The organism is Roseomonas sp. HF4, assembly GCF_005222755.1.
Taxonomy (GTDB): domain Bacteria; phylum Pseudomonadota; class Alphaproteobacteria; order Acetobacterales; family Acetobacteraceae; genus Neoroseomonas.
In genome coordinates this window covers 82202-108296 of the sequence record NZ_STGD01000014.1, presented here as the reverse complement: position 1 = coordinate 108296, position 26095 = coordinate 82202, and the positions used below count along the sequence as shown (strand labels likewise).

The 26095-nt window shown below is 71.5% G+C and carries 23 protein-coding genes and 1 tRNA gene; 13 read left to right on the top strand and 11 right to left on the bottom strand.

Translation table 11 applies throughout. From position 1 onward, the window contains the following. Positions 1–13: 13 nt before the first annotated feature. Positions 14–1612, bottom strand: a complete 1599-nt coding sequence (locus E8M80_RS19885) for an arylsulfatase (RefSeq protein ID WP_137127472.1) — start codon at positions 1610–1612, stop codon at positions 14–16. Then, a complete protein-coding gene (locus tag E8M80_RS19880) occupies positions 1609–2577 on the bottom strand; it encodes a formylglycine-generating enzyme family protein (RefSeq protein ID WP_170979520.1) in 969 nt (322 codons plus the stop codon). Before E8M80_RS19880 ends, E8M80_RS19885 begins: the two co-directional genes overlap by 4 nt. A 120-nt stretch (positions 2578–2697) precedes the next feature. Between E8M80_RS19880 and E8M80_RS19875 the strand changes: the two genes are divergently transcribed. From E8M80_RS19875 to E8M80_RS26090, 8 genes are all read left to right on the top strand, one after another. Further along, positions 2698–3669, top strand: coding sequence for a LysR family transcriptional regulator (locus E8M80_RS19875; RefSeq protein WP_137127470.1), 972 nt, complete (start codon positions 2698–2700; stop codon positions 3667–3669). A 98-nt stretch (positions 3670–3767) separates the two neighbouring features. Further along, the gene (locus E8M80_RS19870; RefSeq protein ID WP_137127469.1) at positions 3768–4997 is read left to right on the top strand and encodes an MFS transporter; all 1230 of its coding nucleotides are present in this window, start codon (positions 3768–3770) and stop codon (positions 4995–4997) included. A 68-nt stretch (positions 4998–5065) separates the two neighbouring features. After that, positions 5066–6151: a TRAP transporter substrate-binding protein gene (locus tag E8M80_RS19865; protein WP_137127468.1), complete on the top strand. Its 1086-nt coding sequence runs from the start codon at positions 5066–5068 to the stop codon at positions 6149–6151. 226 nt (positions 6152–6377) lie between these two features. Continuing rightward, positions 6378–7181, top strand: coding sequence for an undecaprenyl-diphosphate phosphatase (locus tag E8M80_RS19860; protein ID WP_137127467.1), 804 nt, complete (start codon positions 6378–6380; stop codon positions 7179–7181). Between the two features lie 379 nt (positions 7182–7560). Continuing rightward, entirely contained in the window at positions 7561–8229 is a 669-nt protein-coding gene (locus E8M80_RS19855; protein ID WP_137127466.1) for a hypothetical protein, read from the top strand. Between the two features lie 123 nt (positions 8230–8352). Continuing rightward, positions 8353–9315, top strand: coding sequence for a tripartite tricarboxylate transporter substrate binding protein (locus E8M80_RS19850; RefSeq protein WP_137127465.1), 963 nt, complete (start codon positions 8353–8355; stop codon positions 9313–9315). Between the two features lie 135 nt (positions 9316–9450). After that, entirely contained in the window at positions 9451–10173 is a 723-nt protein-coding gene (phbB, locus tag E8M80_RS19845; RefSeq protein WP_137127464.1) for an acetoacetyl-CoA reductase, read from the top strand. Between the two features lie 631 nt (positions 10174–10804). Continuing rightward, positions 10805–11443, top strand: coding sequence for a YciI family protein (locus tag E8M80_RS26090; RefSeq protein ID WP_170979519.1), 639 nt, complete (start codon positions 10805–10807; stop codon positions 11441–11443). 9 nt (positions 11444–11452) lie between these two features. On the opposite strand, the gene E8M80_RS19835 is transcribed toward E8M80_RS26090, so the two are convergent. After that, a complete protein-coding gene (locus E8M80_RS19835) occupies positions 11453–12106 on the bottom strand; it encodes a CoA transferase subunit B (protein WP_137127462.1) in 654 nt (217 codons plus the stop codon). Between the two features lie 16 nt (positions 12107–12122). Continuing rightward, entirely contained in the window at positions 12123–12860 is a 738-nt protein-coding gene (locus E8M80_RS19830; protein WP_137127461.1) for a CoA transferase subunit A, read from the bottom strand. Between the two features lie 120 nt (positions 12861–12980). Here E8M80_RS19830 and E8M80_RS19825 point away from each other — a divergent pair. After that, positions 12981–13056 (top strand) — tRNA-Ala (locus E8M80_RS19825). Between the two features lie 250 nt (positions 13057–13306). On the opposite strand, the gene E8M80_RS19820 is transcribed toward E8M80_RS19825, so the two are convergent. The 7 genes from E8M80_RS19820 to rpmI form a co-directional block, all read right to left on the bottom strand. Next, positions 13307–14293: a tripartite tricarboxylate transporter substrate-binding protein gene (locus E8M80_RS19820; protein WP_137127460.1), complete on the bottom strand. Its 987-nt coding sequence runs from the start codon at positions 14291–14293 to the stop codon at positions 13307–13309. A 104-nt stretch (positions 14294–14397) separates the two neighbouring features. Continuing rightward, complete coding sequence (lepA, locus tag E8M80_RS19815) at positions 14398–16203, bottom strand: translation elongation factor 4 (protein WP_137127459.1); 1806 nt, start codon at positions 16201–16203, stop codon at positions 14398–14400. Positions 16204–16292: 89 nt separating this feature from the next. Further along, entirely contained in the window at positions 16293–17468 is a 1176-nt protein-coding gene (locus E8M80_RS19810) for an MFS transporter (protein ID WP_137127458.1), read from the bottom strand. Next, positions 17465–19960: a phenylalanine--tRNA ligase subunit beta gene (gene pheT / locus E8M80_RS19805; RefSeq protein ID WP_137127457.1), complete on the bottom strand. Its 2496-nt coding sequence runs from the start codon at positions 19958–19960 to the stop codon at positions 17465–17467. The genes E8M80_RS19810 and pheT overlap by 4 nt, the downstream gene beginning before the upstream one ends. A gap of 143 nt (positions 19961–20103) precedes the next feature. After that, entirely contained in the window at positions 20104–21183 is a 1080-nt protein-coding gene (pheS, locus tag E8M80_RS19800) for a phenylalanine--tRNA ligase subunit alpha (RefSeq protein ID WP_137127456.1), read from the bottom strand. Positions 21184–21286: 103 nt separating this feature from the next. Continuing rightward, positions 21287–21643 carry a 50S ribosomal protein L20 gene (gene rplT, locus E8M80_RS19795; RefSeq protein ID WP_137127455.1) on the bottom strand — a complete coding sequence of 119 codons (357 nt, stop codon included), beginning with the start codon at positions 21641–21643 and terminating at the stop codon, positions 21287–21289. A 12-nt stretch (positions 21644–21655) separates the two neighbouring features. After that, complete coding sequence (gene rpmI, locus E8M80_RS19790) at positions 21656–21862, bottom strand: 50S ribosomal protein L35 (RefSeq protein WP_170979518.1); 207 nt, start codon at positions 21860–21862, stop codon at positions 21656–21658. Between the two features lie 227 nt (positions 21863–22089). Between rpmI and E8M80_RS19785 the strand changes: the two genes are divergently transcribed. The 4 genes from E8M80_RS19785 (at position 22090) to ftsY (ending at position 26085) form a co-directional block, all read left to right on the top strand. Next, a complete protein-coding gene (locus tag E8M80_RS19785) occupies positions 22090–22692 on the top strand; it encodes a protein phosphatase CheZ (RefSeq protein ID WP_170979517.1) in 603 nt (200 codons plus the stop codon). Positions 22693–22775: 83 nt separating this feature from the next. After that, the gene (gene dapF, locus E8M80_RS19780; protein WP_137127452.1) at positions 22776–23603 is read left to right on the top strand and encodes a diaminopimelate epimerase; all 828 of its coding nucleotides are present in this window, start codon (positions 22776–22778) and stop codon (positions 23601–23603) included. Continuing rightward, on the top strand, positions 23600–24868 hold the full coding sequence (gene mtaB, locus E8M80_RS19775; protein WP_137127451.1) for a tRNA (N(6)-L-threonylcarbamoyladenosine(37)-C(2))-methylthiotransferase MtaB: 1269 nt from the start codon (positions 23600–23602) through the stop codon (positions 24866–24868). Before dapF ends, mtaB begins: the two co-directional genes overlap by 4 nt. Before the next feature lie 266 nt (positions 24869–25134). Continuing rightward, positions 25135–26085, top strand: coding sequence for a signal recognition particle-docking protein FtsY (gene ftsY / locus E8M80_RS19770; RefSeq protein ID WP_240790134.1), 951 nt, complete (start codon positions 25135–25137; stop codon positions 26083–26085). The last annotated feature ends 10 nt before the right edge of the window (positions 26086–26095 follow it).

Genomic DNA, 26095 nt, shown 5'->3' with positions numbered 1-26095 from the left:
GGGCGCTCCGCGATCAGCGACCCGACGCGCTGCTCCTCAGCCGTGCCATCGCATCGCCCAGGCTGAAGCTGCCGGGCGCCTGGCGCGGCGGGTAGTCCTGGAAGGTCGCGAGGAAGCGGCCGACGAAGGCCTGCGCCGGCACGAAGGCGAAGGCACGCTCCACCCGCCAGCGCCCGTAGTCGAAGGATTCGTCCGCGCGTTCGAAGGGGTCGGAGCGCAGGTTGAACAGCATCGGCAGCCGCAACGGCGTGAAGTTCCGCTCCCAGACGTGCAGGCCATGGTTCTCCTGGATCATGAAATGGACCTTCCAGTTGTCGTACCGCAGCGCGGCGAGGTCCCCGTCATCGGTGAAGTAGAACATCTCGTGCCGCGCGGCGGGGCCGCTGCCGGTCAGCAGGGGCAGCTGGTTGTAGCCGTCCAGGTGCACCTTGTAGGTCCTGCTGCCGGCCCGGTGGCCGGCGAGCAGCTTCTGCTTGATGTCCGCGTCCCCCGCGGCGGCGAGCAGCGTCGGCAGCCAGTCCTGGTGGGAGAATATGTCGTTGATGACCCGTCCGGGCTCGATGCGGCCTGGCCAGCGCACGGCGGCGGGCACGCGGAAGCCGCCTTCCCAGGCGGTCGCCTTCTCGCCGCGGAAGGGCGTGCAGCCGCCATCGGGCCAGGACATCACCTCGGCGCCGTTATCGGTCGAGTAGATCACGATGGTGTTCTGCGTGATGCCGAGGTCGTCGAGCTTCTTCAGCAGCTGCCCGACATGCCCGTCATGCTCCACCATGCCGTCGGCATAGACGCCGAGCCCGGTGCGCCCCCGGCTCTCGGCCTTGAGGCGCGTCCAGATGTGCATGCGCGTCGAGTTGAACCAGGTGAAGAAAGGCTTCCCCGCGCGGTGCTGGCGCTCGATGAAGTCGAGCGACGCGGCGAGGAATTCCTCGTCCACCGTCTCCATGCGGCGCATGGTCAGCGGGCCGGTGTTCTCGATCCGCTGCGTGCCGTCGGGGTTCGCCCAGGTCTTGAGGACGCCGCGCGGGCCGTACTGCCGGCGGAATTCCGGGTTGCGCGGATAGTCCGGGTTCTCCGGCTCGTCCTCGGCGTTCAGGTGATAGAGCGAGCCGAAGAACTCGTCGAAGCCGTGCATCGTCGGCAGGTGCTCGTCGCGGTCGCCGAGGTGGTTCTTGCCGAACTGTCCCGTCGCATAGCCCATCGCCTTGAGCAGGCCGGCAATGGTCGGATCCTCCGCCCGCATGCCCTCGGCGGCGCCCGGCAGGCCGACCTTGGACAGGCCGGTGCGGATCGGGCTCTGCCCGGTGATGAAGGCGGAGCGGCCGGCGGTGCAGGAATTCTCGGCATAGGCGTCGGTGAACATCGCGCCTTCGCGCGCGATGCGGTCGATGTTGGGCGTGCGGTAGCCCATTATGCCCATGTTGTAGGCCGAGATATTGGACCAGCCGACATCGTCTCCGAAGATCACGAGGATGTTGGGACGCCCCTGCGGGGCCTGCTGCGCGGCCTGCGCGGGCGCCGCCGGCCGCTGCTGCGCCTGGGCCAGCTGGATGCCGCCGGCCGCCGCGGCGGCGCCGCCCAACAGCATGCCGCGGCGCGAAGGTGTCTTCATCATGATGCGTTCTCTCCCTGTGGTGTCGTCTTGTCGCGGCGGATGCAGCGGAAGCCGATGTGGCTCATGCCGGTGTCCACCATCTGCGCGTGGCGCGCCGCGGGGCGGTAGCGCCGGCAATAGGAAGGCGCGCAGAGGAAGGACCCGCCCTTGACCACCTTGCGCGGAATGCGGATCGCGGGTTGGGCGGGATCGAAGGAGCCCTCGACCGCCGGGCCGCGCGGATTCTGTGGCGCGCAGCATGGCTTGGTCGGGTCGGCCTGGTGACGGGTGCCCCACCAATCGGTGGTCCATTCCCAGACGTTGCCGCACATCTCGAACAGCCCGTAGCCGTTCGGCAGGTAGGACCGGACCGGGCATGTGCGCTCGAAGCCGTCGGCGGCGAAGTTGCGCCAAGGGAACGGTCCCTGCCAGGTGTTCGCGAGGAACCTGTTGTCCGGTGTCAGCTCGTCGCCCCAGGCGAATTCGGCGCCATCGAGGCCGCCGCGGGCGGCGAATTCCCACTCGGCCTCGGTCGGCAGGTCGGCGCCGGCCCAGGTCGCATAGGCCATGGCATCCTCGAAGGCGACATGGACGACGGGATGGTCCTCCCGCCCCGCGACATCGCTGCCCGGCCCCTCGGGCGCCCGCCAATGGGCGCCGGGCGTCCAATGCCACCAGTTCGAGATGTCGCGCGTATCGACCGGGCCGTCGGTCATGCGGAACACCAGCGCGCCCGGCACCAGCATCGCAGAATCGGCACCCGGATAGGCCGCGGGGTCGAGCGGCCGCTCGGCGACCGTGGCATATCCCGATTCCGCAACGAACTGCGCGAACTCGGCGTTCGTGACCGTGGTCGCCGCCATCTCGAAGGACCCGACCTTCACCGGGTGCTGCGGCGCTTCCTCCGGATAATGGTGGTCGGACCCCATCAGGAAGGTGCCGCCGGGGATGAGCGCCATGGCGGCACAGGCGCGGTCGTCGCGCATTCGGTACGGACCCTTCATCGCGATTGGCCCGCGATGGCGCGGGCACGTAATATGGATTGCACAGGGAACACGGCGGCGCCCAATGCCGTCTCGACAAGTTGAGCTTGCCCGCGGAGGCATATGTTCGAGGTACGCGACCTCCGCCTCGTGCAGGCGGTTCACGAACATGGGAGCCTCGTGCGGGCGGCACGCGTGCTCGGCATCACGCAACCGGCGCTCACACGGCAGCTTTCGGCGCTCGAGGCCCGACTGCGCGGCACGCTGTTCGAACGGAGCGCGCGCGGCACCATCGTCACCGATCTCGGACGCGCCGTGCTGGCCGACGCCGCCGACATCCTCGGCCGGATCGATCGCCTCCACCGCCATGCCGCTGCGGCGCGCGGGGACCAGACGCGGGACCTCAACATCGTGGCCGGCAACTTCGTGGCGGAGACCATCTGCCTCACGGCCGCCTCACGCATGCTGGCGCTCTATCCGCGCGTGCGCATCCGGCTCGTCTCGGCGAACTGGGCGGAGGTGCCGCGCATGGTGCTCGACCGGGAGGCACCGATCGGCCTGCTCGACCTGCGGAGCGCCGGCGATGAGCCGGAGTTCGAGGTCGAGCGGCTGCGTCCGCAGCCCGGCGTGTTCGTGGTGCGCCCCGGGCATCCTCTGGCCGGCCGGAGCAACCTGGGCCTGGCCCAGATCCAGGCCTTCCCCATGGTGCTGATCGGGCGCATCCCGTCCGAGGTGCAGGCCCCGTTCGCCGAGGCGCGCCGTGCCGCGCGGGCCGATGGCGCCGTTCACGCCGCCTTTCCGGCGCTGATCCACGAAAGCCCGACCGTCGCGCTCCGCGCCGCGCCGCATTCGGACGCGGTGCTGCCCGTCACGATCGCCGTGGCCGCCGCCGCGCTGCGCCACGGGGAGGTCGTTGCACTGCCCTGGCGCGCCCCCTGGGTCTCGGTGCATCCCGGCGTGATACGCCCGCGCGGCCGCGCCATCGGGGAGGCCGAGCAGGCCTTCCTCGACCTGCTGCGGACGGCCGACCGGGAAGCCGAGGAGGCCGCCATCGCGTGGTGTGCCGAACTAGGCCTGCCGACGGACTGCGCCTGATGGCGCCACGCGCGGGCGCGTCGCCGCGCATGGCCGCCCGCGGCGCACGCATGGCGATCCCGCTCGACGCGGCGCGGTCCGCCGCGCCACGGTAGAGGATGCGTGGCCCCGCCCTGCCGATCCTGATCGGCGTCTCCGTGATGCTCTCGCTCGCGATGGGGTTGCGGCAGAGCCTCGGCCTCTTCATGGCGCCGGCGACCCAGGACCTCGGCATCGCCGTCGCCGAGTTCACCCTGGCGATCGCGGTGCAGAACCTGGCCTGGGGCATCCTGCAGCCCTTCGCGGGCGCGGCCGCCGCGCGCTGGGGGTTCCGCCCGGTGCTGGTGGCGGGCGTGCTCGCATACCTCGCCGGGCTCGGCCTCATGGCCGCGGCGCAGGGGGCGCTGGCCCTGATGCTGGGCGCCGGGCTGCTGATCGGCCTGGCACTCGCCTGCACCGCCACCGGCATGGCCCTGTCCGTGGCGTCGCGGCCGGTGCCGGCGGCGCTGCGTTCGACGGCCCTCGGCGTGGTTTCGGCGGCGGGGTCGGTGGGGGCGCTGATCGCCGCGCCGATCGGCCAGCTGCTGGCGGAAGGCTGGGGCTGGCGCGCGGGCGTCCTGGGGTTCCTGGTGCTGGGCCTCGCCATGGTGCCCGCGGCCTGGATCGCCGGGCGCGTCGACCGCATCCCGGTGCCGCCCCTCGCCACCGGCGAGAGCCCGCGCATGGGGGTGGCGCTGGCGCGGGCGATGACGCATGCCCCCTTCCTCGTGATGGCCGGGGCGTATTTCGTCTGCGGCCTGCAGCTCGTATTCCTGACGACGCACCTGCCGTCCTACCTCGCGCTCTGCGGGCAGGACCCGATGCTCTCGGCCAAGGCGCTCGGGCTGATCGGCGGGTTCAACGTGCTGGGCTCGCTGTTCTTCGGCTGGGCGGGCGGGCGGTGGAACAAGGCGGCGCTGCTGGGCGGCATCTACTTGGTGCGGTCGCTGGTGCTCGGCCTCTATTTCGCGTGGCCGCCCTCGGAGGCATCGACGCTGGTCTTCGCCGCCGTCATGGGGTTCCTCTGGCTCGGCGTGGCGCCGCTGGTGGCGGGGCTGGTGGCCGAGATGTTCGGGCTGCGCTTCCAGGCGATGATCCAGGGCATCGCCTTCATGTCGCACCAGCTCGGCTCCTTCCTCGGCGCCTTCGGGGGCGGGGTGCTGTTCGACCTGAACGGGGACTACGTGCTGGCCTGGCAACTCGGCGTCGGCATGGGGCTGTTCGCGGGCGCCGTGCAGATGGCCTATGCGCTGCGCGGCCGCGGCCCGCCCGCGACAGAGGCACGTCCGCCCCGCCCGGCGCCCGCGTGATCCTTCCCCGCGCAGCGCGTTTCGCCTATGTCCGGTGGCTGGATTGCGTTCCCGGAGGAAACCCACGCATGAACCGCCGTGCACTGATGGGGGCCGCGGCCGCCGCCGCGCCCGTCGCCCTGGCCGCGCCCGCCCTGGCGCAGACGATGCCGGAGGTGCGCTGGCGCCTCACCTCGTCCTTCCCGCGCAACCTCGACGTGCTGTTCGGCACGGCGGAGAGCATCTGCCGCCGCGTCGGCCAGATCACCGACGGCAAGTTCCGCATCACCGCCTTCCCGGGCGGCGAGATCGCGCCGCCGCTGGCGGCGCTCGACGCGGTGCAGTCGGGCTCCGTCGAATGCGCGCACACCGCGCCCTACTACTACGTGGGCAAGGAGCCGGGCTTCGCCTTCTTCACGGCCCTGCCCTTTGGCCTGAACAACCGCATGTACAATGCGTGGTTCCGGCACGGCGGCGGGCGCGAGCTGAACGCCGAGTTGATGGGCGAATACAACATCACCTCCTTCCCCGCCGGCGACACCGGCGCGCAGATGGGTGGCTGGTTCCGCAACGAGGTGCGCGACCTTGCGGCCCTGAACGGCCTGAAGTTCCGCATCGCGGGCTTCGCGGGGCAGGTGTTCCAGCGCCTGGGCGCCGCACCGACGCAGGTTGCCGCGGCCGACATCTACCCCTCGCTCGAGCGCGGCACGCTCGACGCCGTCGAGTTCGTGGGCCCGCATGACGACGAGAAGCTCGGCTTCGTGCGCGTTGCCCGCTTCTACTACGCGCCGGGCTTCTGGGAGCCGGGCGCGCGGCTGCACTTCATGGCGAACCGCGCCGCCTTCGCCGCGCTGCCCGACGCCTACAAGCACGCGATCGAGGTGGCCTGCGGCGAGGCGGACATGGAGATGCTGGCGCGCTACGACCATCTGAACCCGCTGGCGCTGCGCCGCCTGGTCGCCGCCGGCGCGCAGCTGCGCTTCTGGCCGCGCGACGTCATGCAGGCGGCCTGGCGCGCCGCGCACGAGGTCTACGACGAAACTTCGGGCCGCAACGCCCGGTTCAAGAAGATCTGGGAGAGCTACCAGCCCTACCGGAACGAATCCTACCAGTGGTTCCGGGTGGCGGAGAATTCCTTCGACAACTTCGCCTTCCCCGCCGCGGCGCAGCGATGAGCCGGTCCTGACCCGAGGCACAAGGAGCCCGCGGCCCGACGCGTGAGCCTCGGGCCGCACTCTCCCTGCCCGGGGCCCGGCCGCAGGCGTCCATCGCGGAGGGTCCGCGGTCGCTTCCCCGACGGCCCCTCGGTGCACCAGGGCCTGTCGGCGCGGTTCGGGGCGCCCGATTCCCGCCACGAGACGCTGCGACTACCCTGCCGACACCTGTCGAGTCGGATGCCCCATGGATTTCGGTTCCCTGTTCGCCGCCCTTCTCATGGGACTCGTGGAGGGGCTCACCGAGTTCCTGCCGATCTCCTCGACCGGCCACCTGATCCTGCTCGGCGAGCTGATCGGCTTCCGCGGCCCGCCGGGCAAGACCTTCGAGATCTCGATCCAGCTGGGCGCGATCCTGGCCGTCGTGGTGATCTACCGGCACCTGATCCTCGACCTGCTGTTGCACATGTGGCGGCCGGGGCTGCAGCGGTTCTACGTGGTGAACCTGGTTCTCGCCTTCCTGCCGGCCGCGGTGATCGGTGCCACCCTGCACGGCACCATCACCGGGTTGCTGTTCAGCCCCTGGGTGGTCTGCGTCGCCCTCATTCTCGGCGGCGTGGTCATCATCTGGATCGAGCGCGCGCGCCCGGAGCCCACCATCCGGTCCGTACCCGAGATCGGCCCGCTCGCGGCCCTGCTGATCGGCTGCGGGCAGGCGCTGGCGATGATCCCGGGCACGTCGCGTTCGGGCGCCACGATCATCAGCGCGCTGCTGATCGGGGTGGACCGCAAGACCGCGGCGGAATTCTCCTTCGTCCTCGCGATCCCGACGATGACTGCCGCGACCGTCTATTCGCTCTGGAAGGCGCGCGCCGAGATCGACGTCTCGGCCTTCGGGCAGATCGGCGTCGGCTTCGTGGCCGCGTTCGTCGTGGCGTTCTTCACGGTGCGCGCCGTGCTTGCGGTGATCGGGCGCATCGGCTTCACGCCCTTCGGCTGGTACCGGATCGCGCTCGGCGTGGTGATGCTGGCGGTGCTGTCGCTCCGCTGAGGCTGTGGCCTCGGAGCGGGGCGCGTCGCGGGTCACGGCCGCGACGTCCGGCTATGGCAGGCCATAGAATACCGCCTCCTTTAGAGAACTTGCCCGGGGCGCGCAGCGCGAGGTCGCACCCGGCCCTCGCGGAGCGGAACGTTCCGTACCGCCGGGCTCGTCCCCTACGCGACGGCCGCGGACGAAACGGCCGTGGACGCTGGAGGCCCAGAGGCCCAGAGGCCCAGAGGCCCAGAGGCCCAGAGGCCCAGAGGCCCGGAAAAAAGTGACGCCGGGACAAAGTTTCATCTAGAAAATCTTAAAAGTTAGTTTATTTTCAATTTTTGTGTTGAGGCGCTCTGCCTGAACGAACGGCTTATCGCGTAGGGAAACCTCCTCCATGGCTTTCAACATCCTCGCTCAGGCACGCATCCCGTCGGCGGCTCCCGCCCTTGTCGGGCTGCTCCTCCTGGCCGGCTGCGGCACGGCCCACATCCAGTTCGACAACCGCGCGCTCGACGGCGCGCAGCGTCCAGAAGCCTGGAACGGCACCATCGTCGTCGCCTCCGAGCCGGCCGGCGCGCGCTGCGTCGTCACGCGCGAAGGCGCCCAGGTGGCAGAGATCGCAGCTACGCCGGCCAACGTCACCCTCGCCCGCGGCAACAGCCCGGCCGAGGTGCGCTGCGCGGCGCCCGGCCGCCTCGAGACGACCGCGACGCTGCGCCCGCTGCGCGACTTCGGCGTGCAGCATCACCAGCCGACCGGCCCGGTCGGGGCGGTCAACCACCGGATCGACCGCGAGACCGGCCGAGTGCGTCGCTTCTACGACGTGACGGTCGCCCTGCCGCCGGCCTCCTTCTCCTCGGCCGAGGCGCGGGATGCCTGGTTCGCCGGCCGCGCCCAGACGGTGCGTGCCGACTGGGCGCTCCACATCGGGCGCGCCGAGCGGTCCTCCGAGGCGACGATCGACACGGCCGAGACGCTGCGGGGCTACCTCGCGGCCGACCTCGCGGCGCTCGACCGCCAGAAGGCGGCGGCCACCGTCGCCACGTCGCGCCGCGGCCGGTGACCTGAGCGCCCGGGGCGGCAGGCCCCGGGCACAGCCCCGGACCAGGGGCGTGCACGAAGGGCGTTCCCGAGCGGGCGGCGGCAGGATAGACGGGTGTCGGACCCTGCCGCCGGAGCCCGACCGATGATCGCCCGCCGCCGCCTCCTTGCCCTGCCCGCCTTGATTGCCGCGCCGGCGATCGCGCAGCAGCCCTATCCCGGGCCGGTGCGACTGATCGTGCCCTTCGCCACCGGCGGCACCACCGACATCATCGCGCGCCTGATCGCGGACGAGATGGGCCGGCGGCTCGGAACCACCGTGATCGTCGAGAACCGGCCGGGCGCCGGGGCGACGCTCGGCACCGGGCTCGTCGCACGCGCGGCACCCGACGGGACGACGCTGCTGATCTCCACCATCTCGGGCATGGCGGTCGGCAACACGCTCTACCGCGACCGGATCCAGTGGGACGCGGACCGCGACTTCGCGCACATCGCGACCATCCTTGGCACGCCGTACCTGCTGCTGGCGAACCCCCAGACGCCACTGCGCACGCTGGCGGACTTCATCGCCGCGGCGAAGCGGCCGAACGGAATTCCCTATGCCACCAGCGGCATCGGTTCGGTGCCGCATCTCGTCGGCCTCAGGCTCGCGCAGGTGGCGGGGTTCGAGTTGCAGCACATCCCCTATCGCGGCGGCGCGCAGGCGGCCACCGATGCGATCGCGGGGGTCGTGCCCTCGGTGATGGACAGCCTCACGGCGGCGTCCACGCATATCCGCGCCGGCACGCTGCGCGCGCTCGCCTTCACCACGCGCGAGCGCATCGCGGATTTCCCCGATATCCCGACCTTCGTCGAGAGCGGCTTCCCCGACATCATTGCCGATGGCTGGGCCGGGATCGCGGCGCCGGCGGGCACGCCCCGCGCCCTGCAGGAACGCCTGGCGGCCGCGATCCGGGACGCGATGGCCGCGCCGCAGGTGGCGCGCCGCTACGCCGAGACCGCGACGCTGCCCGGCAGGCTCTTTCTCGATGACGCGCAGGCCTTCGTGCGCGCGGAGATCGCCGCCTGGGCGCCGGTGGTGCGGGCTTCGGGCGCGACCCCGGGCTGAGCGCGCCTACGACGGCACCGTATGCATTCCCCCCTGGCGCGCGTCGCGCAGGCGGGTTTTGATCGTCGTCAAGGACCGCGCCGCCTCGCAGGCCGATGAAGCGCAGGTCCCGCCATACGAACAGGGAGAGAAGCCATGGCTCGCGTCGCACTCGTCACCGGAGGCCAGCGGGGGATCGGCGCCGCGATCAGCGAGGCGCTGCAAGCGGCCGGGCGAACGGTCGTCGCCTCCTATGCCGGCAACGACCAGGCGGCAGAGGCCTTCACGAAGCGCACCGGAATCCCCTGCTACAAGTTCGATGTCGCCGACTATGAATCCTGCGCCGCCGCCATCAAGCGGATCGAGTCGGAGGTCGGCGCGGTCGAGGTGCTGGTGAACAACGCAGGCATCACGCGCGACGCGACCATGAAGCGCATGTCGCGCGAGATGTGGGACGCGGTGATCGATACGAACCTCGGTTCCTGCTACAACATGTGCAAGTTGGTCTGGGACGGCATGACGGCGCGCAAGTTCGGCCGCATCGTCAACATCGGCTCGATCAATGGCCAGGCCGGGCAGTACGGCCAGGTAAACTACGCCGCCGCCAAGTCCGGCATCCACGGCTTCACCAAGGCGCTGGCGCAGGAAGGCGCCCGCACGCAGATCACCGTCAACGCGATCGCGCCCGGTTACGTCGACACCGAAATGGTGCGCGCCGTGCCGCCCGACGTGCTCGAGAAGATCATCGCGCGCATTCCGCGCGGCCGGCTCGGCACGGCCTACGACATCGCGCGCGGCGTCGTGTTCCTCACGGCGGACGACGCGGACTTCATCACGGGGTCGACACTGTCGATCAACGGCGGGCAGCACATGTACTGAGGCGCTGCCGGCCTTCGCGGTGATCGGGCGCTAAGGGGCGGACCCGTCGCGCCACGCTGCGTTTCGCGACCGGCACATCGCCGCCATCGAGGGTTTCGCGCGGGACGGCACCCTGCTGTTCGGACTGCCGCCGCATGCGCCGGACAGGCGCTCCCGCGGGTCGCTGATGATCGCGGCCGGTCCGGTCGGGGACTGTCTCGCGCGGGAGTTCTTCGCGGCCGGCGGGGTGTGGGAGGAGATCGCCATACGGCCGCTTCGCATCCCGTCCCTGCCCTGGCAGCGCTGGCCTGCGCCCGCTGCACCGCCGGTGCCGCGCCGCGGCGACACCATCCTGTTCGCAGCCGGGGAGGCGGAGCCCGGCGGACTCAGCGCCATGGCGGCGCGCGGCCACCTCATCTTCGCCGCGAGGACCCAGGATGCGCCGGGCGCCATCCTGGTGTCACGACGCATCGGGACGACGCGCAGGCAGCCGCCTGGATCGCGACTGAGCCGGCGCTCGCGCGCTGCGATGTCATCCTGCACGCTACGCTGTTCCGCCCGCTGCCGTACCGGCCGTTGGCCGGACACGGCTGACGCCGCGCGCCGCGCGTGCGAGCATCCACGACGTCGCAAGCCTGGAGGAAGACGCGCCATGGGGTATGCCATCATCGCCTGGGACGGGCCTGATCCGGCGCGGCGCGCGGCGTCGCGCGACCGGCACCTCGCGGTCATCACGCGCTGGGCGGCGGATGGGCGGCTCGCGCTCGGCGTGCCGCTCTTCACGCCCGGATGGCAGCCGGCGGGGTCGCTGATGGTGCTGGACGTGCCGGACAAGGCGGGGCTCGACGCCTACCTGGCGGACGAACCCTTCGCGACGGAGGGCGTCTGGGCGCGCTGGGAGGCACATCCCTTCCGCATCGCGCCGCTGCCCTACCGGGCGCTGCCGCAGCCGGGGGAGCCGATCTCCGCCACGCGGACGCATACCGTGATCGTGGCGCTGGACGGCACCGACGAAGGCGCGGCGGCACGGCGCATCGCGGTGCGGGAGGCGCATCTGGCGCGCGTCCTGCCCGCGGCGGCCGACGGCACGCTCGCGATGGGCGGGGCGATCCTGGACGAGACGGGGATCATGCGCGGATCGATCGCTGTCACGCGCCACGCGACCGACGAGGCCGCGCGGGCGTGGCTGGCATCGGATCCCTACATGACCGGCGGCGTCTGGCAGGAGGTGATGCTGCACGGGACCCGGTTCGCGCCGCTGCCCTATCGACCCTTGCCGCACGGCAGCTGACGGAGCGCCTCAGGCCGCCGCCTTCGACGCCACCTCGAATGTCGCCTCGGTCTTCTCCCGCATCTCCTCGAGGCTCACGCCCGGCGCCAATTCCGTCAGCACCAGCCGCTCCGGCCCCTTCCGCGCCACCTCGAACACCCCGAGGTCGGTGATCACCACGTCCACCACCCGCGCCCCGGTCAGCGGCAGGGTGCAGGACTTCAGCAGCTTCGGCTTGCCGCCAGCGGTGTGCTCCATCAGCACGATCACGCGCTTCACACCGGCGACCAGGTCCATCGCCCCGCCCATCCCCTTCACCATCTTGCCGGGGATCATCCAATTGGCGAGGTCTCCGTTCGCCGCCACCTGCAGCGCGCCCAGGATCGACAGGTCGATATGCCCGCCGCGGATCATCCCGAAGGATTGCGCGGAATCGAAGAAGGAGCTGGTCGGCAGCTGCGTGATGGTCTGCTTGCCGGCGTTGATCAGGTCGGCATCCTCCTCCCCTTCGTACGGGAAGGGGCCGAGGCCGAGCATGCCGTTCTCGCTCTGCAGCTGCACGTTCATGCCCGCGGGCACGTGGTTCGCCACCAGCGTCGGGATGCCGATGCCGAGGTTGACGTAGTAGCCGTCCTTGAGTTCGCGGGCGGCGCGGGCCGCCATCTCGTCGCGGGTCCAGGGCATGTGCGTCTCTCCTCGGTCAGCGCGGGAGGTGGTCGGGGCCGGCGGCGGGCGCGGGGTGGCGGCGGACGGTGCGCTGCTCGATCCGCTTCTCGAAGCCCGGCGGGCAGATCACCATCCGCTTCACGAAGATGCCGGGCGTGTGGACGTGGTCGGCGTCGAGCTCGCCCGGGCGCACCAGGTGCTCGACCTGCGCGACCGTGACCTTCGCCGCCGTCGCCATCATCGGATTGAAGTTCCGCGCGGTCTTCCGGTAGACGAGGTTTCCTTCCGTATCGCCCATGTAGGCGTGCACGATCGCGAGGTCGGCGAAGATGCCGCGCTCCATCACGTAGGTCTCGCCGTCGAATTCGCGCGTTTCCTTGCCCTTCGCCACCTCGGTGCCGACGCCGGTCTTGGTGAAGAAGGCGGGGATGCCGGCGCCGCCGGCGCGGATGCGCTCGGCCAGCGTGCCCTGCGGGTTGAACTCGATCTCGAGTTCCCCGGCCAGGTACTGGCGGGCGAATTCGGCGTTCTCGCCGACGTAGCTGCTGACCATCCTGCGGATCTGGCGAGTCTTCAGCAGCAGCCCGAGGCCGGCATCGTCGATGCCCGCGTTGTTGGAGACGACGGTGAGATCCTTCACGCCGCTGTCGCGAATCGCCTCGATCAGCAGGGAGGGGATTCCGCAAAGGCCGAAGCCCCCCGAATGGATCACCATGCCGTCGCGCAGGACGCCCGCGAGCGCCGCCTTCGCGTCAGGATAGACCTTGCCCATGGGAACTCCCGATCCTTGCCATGACGCCCTCTCCCTAGCCTTCCGCGCCGCCCGCCGAAAGGGGTCGAGCCCCCCTTGCGGCGGTCTGAAGCGAAGGCTATACCGCGCGCCTCTTCCCGGGGGGCCATAGCTCAGTTGGGAGAGCGCTTGAATGGCATTCAAGAGGTCAGGGGTTCGATTCCCCTTGGCTCCACCAATCAAACCGCCGGCTTCCGAGGGATCGGGACCGGCGGTTTTTTTGTGCGCGCGGATCCTGACCTTCCCGCGGCGCGACCTGCAGGATGGTGACGCGGGACGATCCGCCCGGCGCCCCGGCACCTGATCAGCCGCGCACGCATCTCCGACCTGCGGCCCGAAGGGCCGAGGCCGCGACTGCGGCCCGTCGGAAGTCCGGCGAAGCCAAGGCGGCCGGTGGACACGAAGGCGACGCCTTCGTGCGTCCGGGATCAGTCCGCGAACTGCCCCGCCGCCTGGATCAGCGGACGCCACTTCGCGATGTCGGCCATCCAGAACTGGCGATGGAAGGCGGGGCTGGCGCGCTCGGCCGGCACCGGCGCGGTCCCGAGGTCGGCGAAGCGGCGCGCCACCCCCTCGTTGCCGAGCGCGACCACGAGCGCGCGGTTCAGTCGCTCCATCACCGGCGCCGGCGTGCCGCGCGGCGCATAGAGGCCGTGCCAGACGCTCACCTCGAAGCCCTGGAGCCCGCCCTGCGTTGCAGTCGGCAGGTCCGGCAGCGCAGAGACCCGCTCGGGCGTCGTCACCGCAAAGGCGCGCACCGTGCCGGCGCGGATCTGCTCGGTCGTGTTGGTGGTCTGGTCGCACATCAGGTCGACCGTGCCGGCGACCAGATCGTTCATCGCGGGGCCCGTGCCGCGGTAGGGCACCGTGGTCATGCGCGTATCCACAGCCTTCATCAGCAGCAGGCCGCACAGGTGGCTCGCCGCGCCGATGCCGGCATTGGCGTAGTTGAGGTTCTCGCCGCGCCGACGGATGAGCGCGACCAGTTCGGCCAGGCTGTTCGCCTCGATGTTGCGGCGGCCGATCAGCGTCATCGGAACCTCGGTCACCATGCCGAGCGGCTCGAAGGCGTTGATCGGGTCGTAGGCGAGGCGACGATACAGCGTCGGAATCGTTGCAATGCCGATGTGGTGCAGCAGGATGGTGTGCCCGTCCGGCCGGGCATTCGCCAGGCGCTGCGCGCCGAGCGTGCCGCCGGCACCGCCGACATTCTCCACCACCACCGGCTGGCCGAGGTCGGCGCCCATGGCCTGGGCGATCAGCCGCCCGACCGTGTCGGTCGGCCCGCCGGCCGCGAAGGGGATGATCATGGTGACCAGGCGGGCGGGGAAGGTGCCCTGTGCCAGGGCCGGGGCGGCAAGCACGGCAGGCGCGAGGGCCAGCGCCGCCAGGGCGCGGCGGGTGACGAACGGCATGGGGGGATCGCTTTCCTGAACGGCCGGACGCATCCACCCGCCGGCCGGCGTCGCCATCGCGCAGCGGGCGTCGGAAAGTCAAGCGCCCTTTCGTCCCCTGCGGCTCAGGCGTCCATCTTCAGCGCGGCGATGAAGGCCGATTGCGGGATCTCGACCTTGCCGAACTGCCGCATGCGCTTCTTACCCTCCTTCTGCTTTTCCAGGAGCTTGCGCTTGCGGCTGATGTCGCCGCCGTAGCACTTGGCGGTCACGTCCTTCGACAGGGCGGAGATCGTCTCGCGCGCAATGACGCGCCCGCCGATCGCCGCCTGGATCGGAATCTTGAACAACTGGCGCGGGATCAGTTCCTTCAGCTTCTCGCAGATCTGCCGGCCGCGGCGTTCGGCCTGCGCGCGATGCGCCATGAAGGACAGCGCATCCACCGGCTCGTTGTTCACCAGGATCGAGATGCGCACCAGGTCGCCCTCGGCATAGCCGTCCATCTGGTAGTCGAAGGACGCGTAGCCGCGGCTGACCGACTTAAGGCGGTCGTAGAAGTCGAACACCACCTCGTTCAGCGGCAGGCGGTACACCAGCATGGCGCGCGCGCCGACATAGGTGAGTTCCACCTGCTGCCCGCGGCGGTCGTTGCAGAGCGTCAGCACCGGGCCGAGGTAGTCGTCCGGCAGCATGATCGTCGCCTTGATCCAGGGTTCCTCGATGTGGTCGATCACGCTGCCGTCGGGGAAATCGGCCGGGTTGTGCAGCTCGAAGCTCTCGCCGTTGGTCTTGTGGATCTTGTAGACGACCGACGGCGCAGTCGCGATCAGGTCGAGGTCGAATTCGCGCGACAGCCGCTCCTGGATGATCTCGAGGTGCAGCAGGCCTAGGAAGCCGCAGCGGAAGCCGAAGCCGAGCGCGGCCGAGGTCTCCGTCTCGTAGTGGAAGGACGCGTCGTTCAGCCGTAGCTTCGCCAGGCTCTCGCGCAGCTTCTCGAAATCGTCGGCGTCGACCGGATAGAGGCCGCACCACACCACGGGGATGGAAGGCTTGAAGCCCGGCAGCGGCTCGACCGCCGGGTTGCGGTCGTCGGTGATGGTGTCGCCGACATTGGTGTCGGCCACGGTCTTGATGGCCGCCGTCAGGTAGCCCATCTCGCCCGGCCCGAGGCTTTCCACCGGCGTGAGCTTCGGCGCAAAGACGCCGACCTGCTCGACGGTGTGGACGGAGCCCGACGACATCATGCGGATGCGCTGGCCCTTCCGCAGGTGCCCGTCCTTCACCCGCACCAGGATGATCACACCCAGGTAGGCGTCGTACCAGCTGTCCACCAGCAGCGCCTTGGTGGTGGCGGCGGCGTCGCCCCTGGGCGGCGGCAGGCGCGTGACGATCGCCTCCAGCACGCCCTCGATGTTGAGGCCGGTCTTGGCGCTGATCTCGACGGCATCGGAGGTGTCGAGGCCGATCACGTCTTCGATCTGCTGCTTCACGCGTGCGGGCTCGGCAGCGGGCAGGTCGATCTTGTTCAGGACAGGCACGATCTCGTGCCCGGCGTCGATCGCCTGGTACACGTTGGCCAGCGTCTGCGCCTCGACGCCCTGGGAGGCGTCGACCACCAGCAGGGAGCCCTCGCAGGCAGCGAGGGAGCGGGACACCTCATAGGCGAAGTCGACATGCCCCGGCGTGTCCATCAGGTTCAGGACGTAGGTCTTGCCGTCCTTGGCCGGGTACGCCAGACGCACCGTCTGCGCCTTGATGGTGATCCCGCGCTCGCGCTCGATGTCCATGTTGTCGAGCACCTGCTCCTTCATCTCGCGCGCGGTCAGCGCCCCGGTCTGCTGGATCAGCCGGTCGGCGAGCGTCGACTTCCCATGGTCGATATGGGCGATGATCGAGAAGTTGCGGATGAGGTCGAGCGGCGTGTCGGTCATGTGATTCCGTGCGGCCCGGGCGGAGCGGCCCCGAGCGTCTGTTCACCGGGGAGATAAGGCAGCAGTCCGGGAAGTCAAAGCATTCCGCGCTAGCGCGCGGCGGGCAGCAGGGGCGCCAGCCGCCACATCGCGACCGCGCCGGCCAGCGGCCCGAGGCCCAGCAGCGCGAAGGCCGCGCCCTGCCCCAGCGCGACCATCGCCGTGGGCAGCATGCCGATCATCACGGCCGTCAGCAGGAACCCCGCCGAGGTCTGCACCGTCAACATCGTGCCCACGTATTCGGGTGGCGAGAGGCTGACGACGCAGGCCGAGAACTGCGCCGAATCCGCCACCACCGCGAAGCCCCAGAGGAACGCGATGCCGAGCGCCAGCGCCGGCCAGGCGGATGCCGCCCCGATCGCCAGCGCGCAGCCGCTCGAGACCACCATGCAAAGGGCCGCGACGCGCGCCCGGTTCCAGCGGTCCGCCGCCAGCCCCGCCAGCACGCAGCCCGCCGAACCGGCCGCCATCACGGCAAAGACCCAGGGCCCGACATCCGGCCGCCCGAGCATCGCGGCCAGGAACACCCCGATCCAGGCCCACATGGCATAGAGTTCCCACATGTGCCCGAGGTACCCGAGGTTCGCGAGCCGCAGCCCCGGGTTGCGCCAGGCCTCGAGCATCTGGGCCGGCCGGAAGGGCGGCCGTGCGCCGAGCAGCGGCCCGGGCCGGAAGCGCAGGATCAGCCCCGCCCCGGCCGCCGCCAGCACCCCCGCCCCGGCATAGGCCGCGCGCCAGTCGAGCGAGCCGAGCAGGCTCGGCAGCAGATGCGGCAGCGCCGAGCCGAGCGTCAGCGCGCCGACCACGATGCCGATCAGCAGCCCGAGGTCACCCTTGGCCCAGGAGGCGGCGAGCTTCATCCCGACCGGATAGACGCCGGCCATCGCCGCGCCGGCCACGAAGCGCAGCCCGACCGCCGCGGCGCCCGAGGGCGCCACCAGCACCTGCGCCAGCGTCGCCGCCGCCGCGGCCAGCGCGCAGCCGAGGAAAAGCCGCCGCGGATCGAGCCTGTCGGCCAGCGACAGCACCGCGCTGATGAGCGTGCCGGCGACGAAGCCCAGCTGCACCGCCGCGGTCAGCCAGGCGGCGCGGCCCGGCGTCACCAGCCCCTCGGCGATCAGCACCGGCACTGCCGCCGTGCCCGCGAACCAGACGGCGAGCACCAGGACCAGCGACGCGGCCAGCAGCGCCAGGTTCAGGCGCTTGCCGGCCACGGCGGCACTCATGCGCGCAGCATCGCCCCCGTCGCCTTGGCCACCGCCGCCACCACGCGATCCGCCACCGCCTCGATCTGCGCGTCGGTCAGCGTCGCCTCGCGCGGCTGGATCGTCACCTGGATGGCGAGGCTCTTCGACCCCTCCGGCACGCCCTTGCCGCGATAGACGTCGAACAGCGCAGCATCGGCGACCAGCGCCTTGTCGGCGCCGCGCGCGGCGCGCAGCAGCGCCTCGGCCGCGACGCCCTCCTCCACGATGAAGGCGAAGTCGCGCCTGACCGGCTGGAAGGTGGGGAGGTCCGGCGCACCCTTCTTCCGGCGCTTCGGTTCCGGCACGGCGTCGAGGAAGACCTCGAAGGCCACCGCCGGCCCGGGCAGGTCGAGCGCGGAGAGCACCTTCGGATGCACCTCTCCGAAGGTGGCCAGCACCGCCTTTGGCCCCTGGCGCACCACGCCCGATCGGCCGGGGTGGTAGAAGCCTGGCGCATCCGGCGTGACCTGGAGTGCGGCCATCGGCACGCCGAGCGCGGCCAGCACGGCCAGCGCATCGCCCTTGGCATCCAGCGCATCGACGCCGCGCGGCGCTTCCGCCCAGTGGCGCGGGGTCGAGCCTTGCCGCACGCCGGCGGCGAGATGCGCCTGGCCCTCGGGCGTGATGTCGCGATAGGAGGCGCCGAGCTCGGCCAGCGCCACGTCGGCGAAGCCGCGCGCGGCGTTGCGCGCGGCGGCCAGCAGCAGGGAGGCGACCGGCGTCGGGCGCATCTGGTCGAGGTCGGCGGCGATCGGGTTGACCAGCCGCAGCGTGTCGGGCGTCGCGCCGAACAGCGATGCCGTCGCGGCCTCCATGAAGGCGAAGGTCACGCTTTCCTGCATGCCGCGCGCTGCCAGCACGCGCCGCGCCAAGGCCGCGCGCGCCTGCTTCGCCGTGAAGGCCGGCGGCGGGATGACCGCCAGCGCCGGCAGCGAGACCGCCGGCACGGCGTCCAGGCCGCCCAGGCGCAGCACTTCCTCGACCAGGTCGCATTCCGGCTCGATCGCCGCGCAGCCCTCGGCGGCCTTGGCCGCGCGGGCGGCATCGAGCCCGGCGAACTGCGCCAGCGCCCCACCCCCGGCGCGATAGGCCGACAGGTCGGAGGCCACGTCGTTGCGCCAGGACGGCACCGCGACGGTGACGCTCGCCGCATCGCGCGCCTGCACGGCGAAGCCGAGGCGCTCGAGCCGCCCCACGCTCTCCTCCGCCGGCAGGTCGAGGCCGCCATAGTCGCGCACGCGGTCGAAACGGAGCGTGGCCGAGCGCCGCCAGGCGGGCTCGGCACCGGCGAAGGACACCTCGCTCGCCTCGCCGCCGCAGAGCTCGATGATCATGCGCGTCGCCGCGTCCAGCGCATCCGGCAGGAAGGCGGGGTCGAGGCCGCGCTCGAAGCGCGCGCGCGCATCGGTGCGCACGTCGTGCCGGCGGCCCGACAGCGCGACGCGCACCGGGTCGAACAGCGCGCATTCGATGAAGCACTCGGTCGTGGCCTCGTCGCAGCCGGACGGCTCGCCGCCGATCACGCCGCCCAGCGCCTCGGCGCCGGCCGCGTCGGCGATCACGCCATCCTCGGGCGTCAGCGCATAGGCCTTGCCGTTCAGCGCTGCCAGCGTCTCGCCGTCGCGCGCCATGCGCATCGTGAGGTCCGCGCCCTTCACCTTCGCCACGTCGAACACGTGCAGCGGCCGGCCGAGGTCGAAGGTGAAGAAGTTGGTGATGTCGACCAACGCGCTGATCGGGCGCAGGCCGATCGCAACCAGCCGGTCCTGCAGCCATTTCGGGCTGGGCCCGTTGCGCACGCCGCGCACCGCCCGGCCGAGCACGTAGAGGCAGGCGCGCGGGTCCTCGATCTTCCAGTTCAGCGGGGACGGATAGGCCCCCGCGACCTTCGGCGCGGACCACGGCTTCAGCGTGCCGAGACCGGCCGCGGCGAGGTCCCGCGCCACGCCGCGCACCGACAGCGCATCGCCGCGGTTCGGCGTGACGCTGATCTCGATCACCGGGTCGTCCATGCCGGCCCAGCGCACGTAGGATTCGCCGAGCGGTGCATCGGCGGGCAGGTCCACGATGCCGGAATGGTCATCGCCCAGGCCCATCTCGCGCGCCGAGAGCATCATCGCCTCGGACTTCACGCCACGGATCTCGCCGGCCTTGAGCGTGATGCCGGTGCCGGGGATGAAGTCGCCGGGCAGCGCCGCCACGCCCATCATGCCGGTGCGCGCATTGGGCGCGCCGCAGACGACCGAGCGTTCCACGCCATCGCCCACATCGACGCGCAGCTGGCGCAGGCGGTCGGCGTTCGGGTGCTGCACCGCCTCGATGACGCGGGCGATGCGGAAGGAGGCGAGCGCGGCGCCACGGTCCTCGATGCCTTCGACCTCGAGGCCGATGGCATTCAGCGTGCGGGCGATGTCATCGACCGTGGCGTCCGTGTCGAGATGGTCGCGCAGCCAGGAGAGGGTGAACTTCATTCAATCAGCTCCGCGCCCAGAGGATGCGGCCGCACGGCGGCCGCCGCCGCCCACGCGCGTTCACCCCACGGCGCTCCAGTGGCGCGGCGAAGCCAAGGGCCGCGGATGGGGCCCGCCCGGCGCCTGAGGGACAAACGAACATGTCACACCCCCTCATGCAGCGTCGCAGGCGCCAGCGGGCTGCTCGCGTAGTGCCGCAGCCAGCGGATATCGGCCTCGTAGAAGGGCCGCAGGTCGGGAATGCCGTGCTTGAGCATGGTGATGCGCTCGATCCCCATGCCGAAGGCGAAGCCCTGCCACTCCCGCGGGTCGATGCCGCAATTGGCCAGCACCTTCGGGTGGACCATGCCGCTGCCCAGGATCTCGAGCCAGTCGCCGCCCTTGCCCAGTTCGCCGGTCTTCCGGCTCCAGCCGATGTCCACTTCCATGCTGGGCTCGGTGAACGGGAAGTAGGACGACCGGAAGCGCACCGGCAGGTCTCCGATGCCGAAGAACGCGCGCAGGAAGTCGATCAGGCAGCCCTTGAGATGCCCCAGCGTGATGCCGCGGTCGATCACCAGGCCCTCGACCTGGTGGAACATTGGCGAATGCGTCGCGTCATGGTCGGCGCGATAGGTGCGGCCGGGGACGATCACGCGGATCGGAGGCTCCTTAGCGATCATGGTGCGGATCTGGACCGGGCTGGTGTGCGTGCGCAGCACCGGCCGGCGGCCGTCCGCTTCCGGCAGGTAGAAGGTGTCGTGGTCCTGGCGCGCCGGATGGTGGTCCGGAATGTTGAGGGCGCCGAAATTGAACCAGTCGCCCTCGATGTCCGGGCCTTCCGCGACCGCGAAGCCCATGGCGCCGAACAGGGCGGTCAGTTCCTCCATGGTGCGCGCGATGGGATGGATGCCGCCCTCGGCCGCGGTGCCAGCCGCGAAGGGGCGCGGCGGCAAGGTCACGTCCATGCGCTCGGCGGCCAGGCGGGCATCCAGCGCCGCGGCGTCGAGCACGGCGCGACGCGCCTCGATCGCCGCCTCGATCGCGGACTTCAGGCGGTTGAGCGCGGCGCCGCGGTCCTTGCGCTGGTCCGCGGGTACGGCACCAAGGCCCTTCAGCAGCGCGGTCAGGCTGCCGGACTTGCCCATGACGCCGACGCGCACGGCGTCGAGCGCGCGCAGGTCGGCAGCGGCGGCAAGGGCGGCTTCTGTCTCGGCCTGCAGGGAAGCGAGGTCGTCGGTCATTGGCACCATGTCCGGAACACGCGAAGGGCCGCGCCCCGTCGCCGGGAAGCGGCCCTCTGCTAGACGCTGCGGCGGCCCGGGGGAACCCCCGGGCCGGAGGCGGTCAGGCCAGCTTCGCCTTCGCCTGCTCGACCAGCGCCGAGAAGGCCGCCGGTTCGTCGAAGGCCAGGGCCGCCATCACCTTGCGGTCGATCTCGATCCCGGCCGCCTTGATGCCCGCCATGAAGCGGGAATAGGTCAGGCCATGCTCGCGCACCGCCGCATTGATCCGCTGGATCCAGAGGCCGCGGAACTCGCGCTTCTTGTTGCGGCGGTCGCGATAGGCGTACTGGAGGGCCTTCTCGACGCGCTCGAGCGCGGGGCGATAGGCGGTGGAAGACCGGCCGACGTAGCCCTCGGCGAGCTTCAGGACCTTCTTGTGACGGGCGTGCTTGGTGACGCCGCGCTTGACACGAGCCATGGTGCTTCTCCCTTACCGCGCGCTGCCGTAAGGCATCCACTGCTTCACCGTGTCGCCATCCTGCTTGTCCAGGATGAACGTCCCACGGTTCTGCCGCTTCATCTTGTTCGTCTTGGCCGTCAGCATGTGGCGCTTGTTGCCGGCCCCGGCCTTGACCTTGCCGGTCGCGGTCAGTCGGAAGCGCTTCTTCACGCTCGACTTCGTCTTCATCTTGGACATTTGGCCCTCCTCGGGGTGGCACATCCCGCCTTGCGCCCGGAATCCGGGGCCGCACCATGCGGCGGGGACGCGTGTTCCCGGCCGGGCATGTCCAGGGGGCCACGACGCGGGAGGCGGGCGTATAGCGGCGCGCGCGGTCCAGGGCAAGTCGCCCGCGCGGGGCAAGGATGCCTTCACCCGTTCCGTGTTTCCTGGCGTTCCCGCCGCCCGCAGCGAAGGCCGCCGCCGTGCAGACCGACCCTCCCCCGCCCGCCGAGGCGTTCGACCGGGCGCTGGCGCCGCATTTCGCTGCGCTGCGTGCCTTCGTCGACCGTCGCATCGCGGAACTGAGCGCCGAGGTCGCCTCCTCCGTCCAGCTCCTCGGCATGACGGAGGACGCCATCTCCGCCCGCATTGCCGAGGTGCATGGCCAGATCGCGCGCCTCGTCGCCATTCCCGCCCTGGGCGCCCGCAGTTCCGGCCTCGAACTCGAAGCCGTGGTGCAGGCGACCGAAGCCGCGGCCGACACGATCCTGGAGGCGGCGGAGGCGATCCAGGTCTGGCTCGACGGCGGCGGCCGCGACGCGTCCTCTGTCGCCGCCCTGACCGAGCGCGTGAACACGATCTTCGAGGCGTGCTCCTTCCAGGACCTGACGGGCCAGCGCATCCGCCGCGCCATCCGCCAGTTGCAGCAGGTCGAGACGATGCTGGAGGGGCTGATGCCCGGCGGCGTGCCTCACGCGGCCGGACCGCGGGTCGAGGTGGTCGGCCACGCGCCGACCGTGCCCGTCGCCGTCGCCGCCGACCCGGACCTGGGGCAGGAGGAGATCGACCGCCTGCTCAACGGCTGACCGCCCGCGCCGCACGGGCGGATGGCTTCCCCGCGACGCGCCGGGTTCCGGCCGGCCGCCGGGGCGCCTATATCCGACGAAGGATGATCCCTTTCCGCAAGATGCACGGCCTTGGCAACGACTTCGTCGTGCTGGACGCGCGCGCCGCCGCGCTGGCCGTGACCCCCGGCCGCGCCGCCGCCATCGCCGACCGCCACCGCGGCGTCGGCTGCGACCAGGTCATCATCCTGGAGCCGCCGCCGCCGGGCGCCGATGTCTTCATGCGCATCCGCAACCCCGACGGCTCCGAGGCCGGGGCCTGCGGAAACGCGACGCGCTGCATCGCCTCCCTGGTCGCCGAGGAGCGCGGCGCCGACAGGGTCGTGGTCCGTACCATCGCCGGCGACCTCCCGGTGGAGCGCCTGCCGGGCGGCCTCTGGCGCGCCGACATGGGCCTGGCGCGCATGCGCTGGGACGACGTGCCGCTGGCGCGCCGGGCCGATACGCTGCACCTGCCGCTCGCCCTCGGCCCGGTGGCGGACCCCGCCGCCTGCTCCATGGGCAACCCGCACGCGACCTTCTTTGTGGACGACCTCGACGGGCTCGACATCCCGAGCCTCGGCCCGGCGCTGGAACGCGACCCGATCTTCCCCGACCGCGCGAATATCGGCTTCGCGCAGGTGCTGGCGCCGGACCACATCCGGCTCGTGATGTGGGAACGGGGCGCGGGCATGACGCTGGCCTGCGGCTCCGGCGCCTGCGCCACGATCGTCAATGCGGCGCGGCGCGGCCTGACCGGGCGCCGCGCCGCCGTGTCCATGCCGGGCGGCGACCTGCTGATGGAATGGCGGGAGGCCGACGGCCACGTGCTGATGACCGGCCCCGTCGCCACCGCCTTCACCGGCACGCTGGACCTCGAGGCCGCGACATGAGCATCGAGGTCCTCACCTTCGGCTGTCGCCTCAACACCTATGAATCCGAGGCGATGCGCGACCTGGCGACCCGCGCCCTGGCGGGCGACGCCTCCGCGGCCGGCCACGCCGGCGCGATCGTTGTGAACACCTGCGCCGTGACCGCCGAGGCCGAGCGCCAGGCCCGCCAGGCGATCCGCCGCGCCCATCGCGACAATCCCGGCGCGCGAATCATCGTCACCGGCTGCGCCGCGCAGATCGCGCCCGACCGCTGGGCCGCCCTGCCGGGCGTCGAGCGCGTCATCGGCAACGCCGACAAGCTGAAGCCCGCGACCTGGGCCGCGCTCGACGTGCCGCCCGCGCCGGTCACGGACATCATGGCGGCGACCGAGACGGCGGCGCACCTGGTTACGGAATTCGCCGGCCGCGCACGCGCCTTCGTGCAGGTGCAGCAGGGGTGCGACCATCGCTGCACCTTCTGCGTCATTCCCTTCGGGCGCGGCCCGTCGCGCTCCGTGCCGATCGGCGCGATCGTCGAGCAGGTGCGCGCGCTGGTCGCCGCGGGCTACCGGGAAGTCGTGCTGACCGGCGTCGACATCACCTCTTACGGGCCGGACCTGCCGGGGCGGCCGAGCCTCGGCCAGATGGTGCGCCGCCTGCTGGCGCTGGTGCCGGACCTGCCGCGGCTGCGGCTCTCCTCGCTCGACCCGGTCGAGGTGGATGACGACCTCTGGCGCCTGATCGCGGAGGAAGCGCGGCTGATGCCGCATTTGCACCTGTCGCTCCAGCACGGCGCGGACCTGATCCTGAAGCGGATGAAGCGGCGGCACCTGCGCGCGGATGCCATCGCCCTGGCCGCGCGCGCGCGCCGATTGCGCCCGGACGTGGTGTTCGGCGCCGACCTCATCGCCGGCTTCCCGACCGAGACGGAGGACCACCTGGCCGAGACCCTGGCGCTGGTGGAAGACTGCGGCCTCAGTTTCCTGCACGTCTTCCCCTATTCCGAACGGCCGGGCACGCCGGCGGCACGGATGCCGCAACTGCCCATGGCCGTGCGGAAGGAACGCGCCGCGCGGCTGCGGCAGGCCGGGGCGCGCGCCGCCGCGCGCCTGCTCCATGCGCGCATCGGGCAGGAGGAGGCCGTGCTGTTCGAACACGCCGACCGCGGCCACACGGAGCACTTCGCGCCGCTCCGCCTGACGCGGGGGGAGGCGCGGCCCGGGGAGATCCGGCGCGTGCGCGTGACCGGGGCGACCGACGACGCCCTGTTGGCGGAGGCCGCCTGATGGCGCTGCGCGAACTCTGGACAAGGCTGCGCGGGTCGGACCCGGCGCAGCCAGGCCCGCGACCGGACCCCGAGCGGTACGACCCGCCGCCGCCACAGCCGCCCTCGCCCGAGGTGCCGCCGCGCCCGCCCGAGCCCCCCGACGCGCCGCCCAGCCCGATCGAGGACCCGACACCCGACCGGCCCGCCGAGACCCCGCCCCCGGCGGACGACCCGCCGCCGACGGTGCCGCCCGTGGAGTTGCCGCCGCCGTCGCGGCTGCCGCCGCTGGAAGCGCCCCCGCCGCAGGCCGAGGCGCGCGGCGGCTGGCTGTCCCGCCTCAAGGCTGGGCTGTCGCGCTCGACCGCGAAGCTGACCGACAGCGTCACCGGCCTGTTCACGAAGCGGAAGCTCGACGACGCGGCGCTCGAGGAGCTGGAGGAGACGCTGATCGCCGCCGATCTCGGCGTGGCAGCATCGCGCCGTATCGTCGAGGGCTTCCGCCGCACCCGGTTCGGCCGGGAAGTGACGGACGAGGAGGTGCGGGCGACCCTGGCCGAGGAGATCGCGGCCATCCTGGCGCCGGTGGCGCAGCCGCTCGTCGTGGAGCCCGTGCGCGCGCCGCATGTGGTGCTGGTCGTCGGCGTGAACGGCACCGGCAAGACCACGACCATCGCCAAGCTCGGCAAGCAATACCGCGACGCGGGGCTGCGCGCCGGCATGGTCGCCGGCGACACCTTCCGCGCCGCGGCCGTCGAACAGCTCCAGGTCTGGGCGGACCGCACGGGCGCGCGCTTCTTCCCGCCGGCCAAGCCCGGCGCGGATGCGGCCGGCCTCGCCTTCGACGCGCTGACCACGGCGCGGGCCGAGGGGCTTGATGTCCTGCTGGTCGACACCGCCGGGCGGCTGCACAACAAATCCGCCCTGATGGAGGAATTGCGGAAGGTCATCCGCATCCTCCGCCGCGTGGACGAGACGGCGCCCCATTCCGTGCTGCTGGTGCTGGACGCCACCACCGGCCAGAACGCCGTGCAGCAGGTCAAGGTGTTCAAGGAGATGGTGGAGGTCTCGGGCCTCGCCGTGACCAAGCTCGACGGTTCCGCCAAGGGTGGCGTCGTCGTTGCGCTCGCGCAGGAATTCGGCCTGCCCGTCCATGCGGTCGGCGTCGGCGAGAAGGCCGAGGACCTCCGCCCCTTCGCGGCGCGGGACTTCGCGCGCGGGCTGTTGGGGCTGGACTGAGCCCGCCTTC

Coding starts and splice junctions, on each gene's coding strand:
- E8M80_RS19885 (WP_137127472.1), bottom strand. CDS start 1,612: ATGATGAAGACACCTTCGCGCCGCGGCATGCTGTTGGGCGGCGCCGCC.
- E8M80_RS19880 (WP_170979520.1), bottom strand. CDS start 2,577: ATGCGCGACGACCGCGCCTGTGCCGCCATGGCGCTCATCCCCGGCGGC.
- E8M80_RS19875 (WP_137127470.1), top strand. CDS start 2,698: ATGTTCGAGGTACGCGACCTCCGCCTCGTGCAGGCGGTTCACGAACAT.
- E8M80_RS19870 (WP_137127469.1), top strand. CDS start 3,768: ATGCGTGGCCCCGCCCTGCCGATCCTGATCGGCGTCTCCGTGATGCTC.
- E8M80_RS19865 (WP_137127468.1), top strand. CDS start 5,066: ATGAACCGCCGTGCACTGATGGGGGCCGCGGCCGCCGCCGCGCCCGTC.
- E8M80_RS19860 (WP_137127467.1), top strand. CDS start 6,378: ATGGATTTCGGTTCCCTGTTCGCCGCCCTTCTCATGGGACTCGTGGAG.
- E8M80_RS19855 (WP_137127466.1), top strand. CDS start 7,561: ATGGCTTTCAACATCCTCGCTCAGGCACGCATCCCGTCGGCGGCTCCC.
- E8M80_RS19850 (WP_137127465.1), top strand. CDS start 8,353: ATGATCGCCCGCCGCCGCCTCCTTGCCCTGCCCGCCTTGATTGCCGCG.
- phbB (WP_137127464.1), top strand. CDS start 9,451: ATGGCTCGCGTCGCACTCGTCACCGGAGGCCAGCGGGGGATCGGCGCC.
- E8M80_RS26090 (WP_170979519.1), top strand. CDS start 10,805: ATGGGGTATGCCATCATCGCCTGGGACGGGCCTGATCCGGCGCGGCGC.
- E8M80_RS19835 (WP_137127462.1), bottom strand. CDS start 12,106: ATGCCCTGGACCCGCGACGAGATGGCGGCCCGCGCCGCCCGCGAACTC.
- E8M80_RS19830 (WP_137127461.1), bottom strand. CDS start 12,860: ATGGGCAAGGTCTATCCTGACGCGAAGGCGGCGCTCGCGGGCGTCCTG.
- E8M80_RS19820 (WP_137127460.1), bottom strand. CDS start 14,293: ATGCCGTTCGTCACCCGCCGCGCCCTGGCGGCGCTGGCCCTCGCGCCT.
- lepA (WP_137127459.1), bottom strand. CDS start 16,203: ATGACCGACACGCCGCTCGACCTCATCCGCAACTTCTCGATCATCGCC.
- E8M80_RS19810 (WP_137127458.1), bottom strand. CDS start 17,468: ATGAGTGCCGCCGTGGCCGGCAAGCGCCTGAACCTGGCGCTGCTGGCC.
- pheT (WP_137127457.1), bottom strand. CDS start 19,960: ATGAAGTTCACCCTCTCCTGGCTGCGCGACCATCTCGACACGGACGCC.
- pheS (WP_137127456.1), bottom strand. CDS start 21,183: ATGACCGACGACCTCGCTTCCCTGCAGGCCGAGACAGAAGCCGCCCTT.
- rplT (WP_137127455.1), bottom strand. CDS start 21,643: ATGGCTCGTGTCAAGCGCGGCGTCACCAAGCACGCCCGTCACAAGAAG.
- rpmI (WP_170979518.1), bottom strand. CDS start 21,862: ATGTCCAAGATGAAGACGAAGTCGAGCGTGAAGAAGCGCTTCCGACTG.
- dapF (WP_137127452.1), top strand. CDS start 22,776: ATGATCCCTTTCCGCAAGATGCACGGCCTTGGCAACGACTTCGTCGTG.
- mtaB (WP_137127451.1), top strand. CDS start 23,600: ATGAGCATCGAGGTCCTCACCTTCGGCTGTCGCCTCAACACCTATGAA.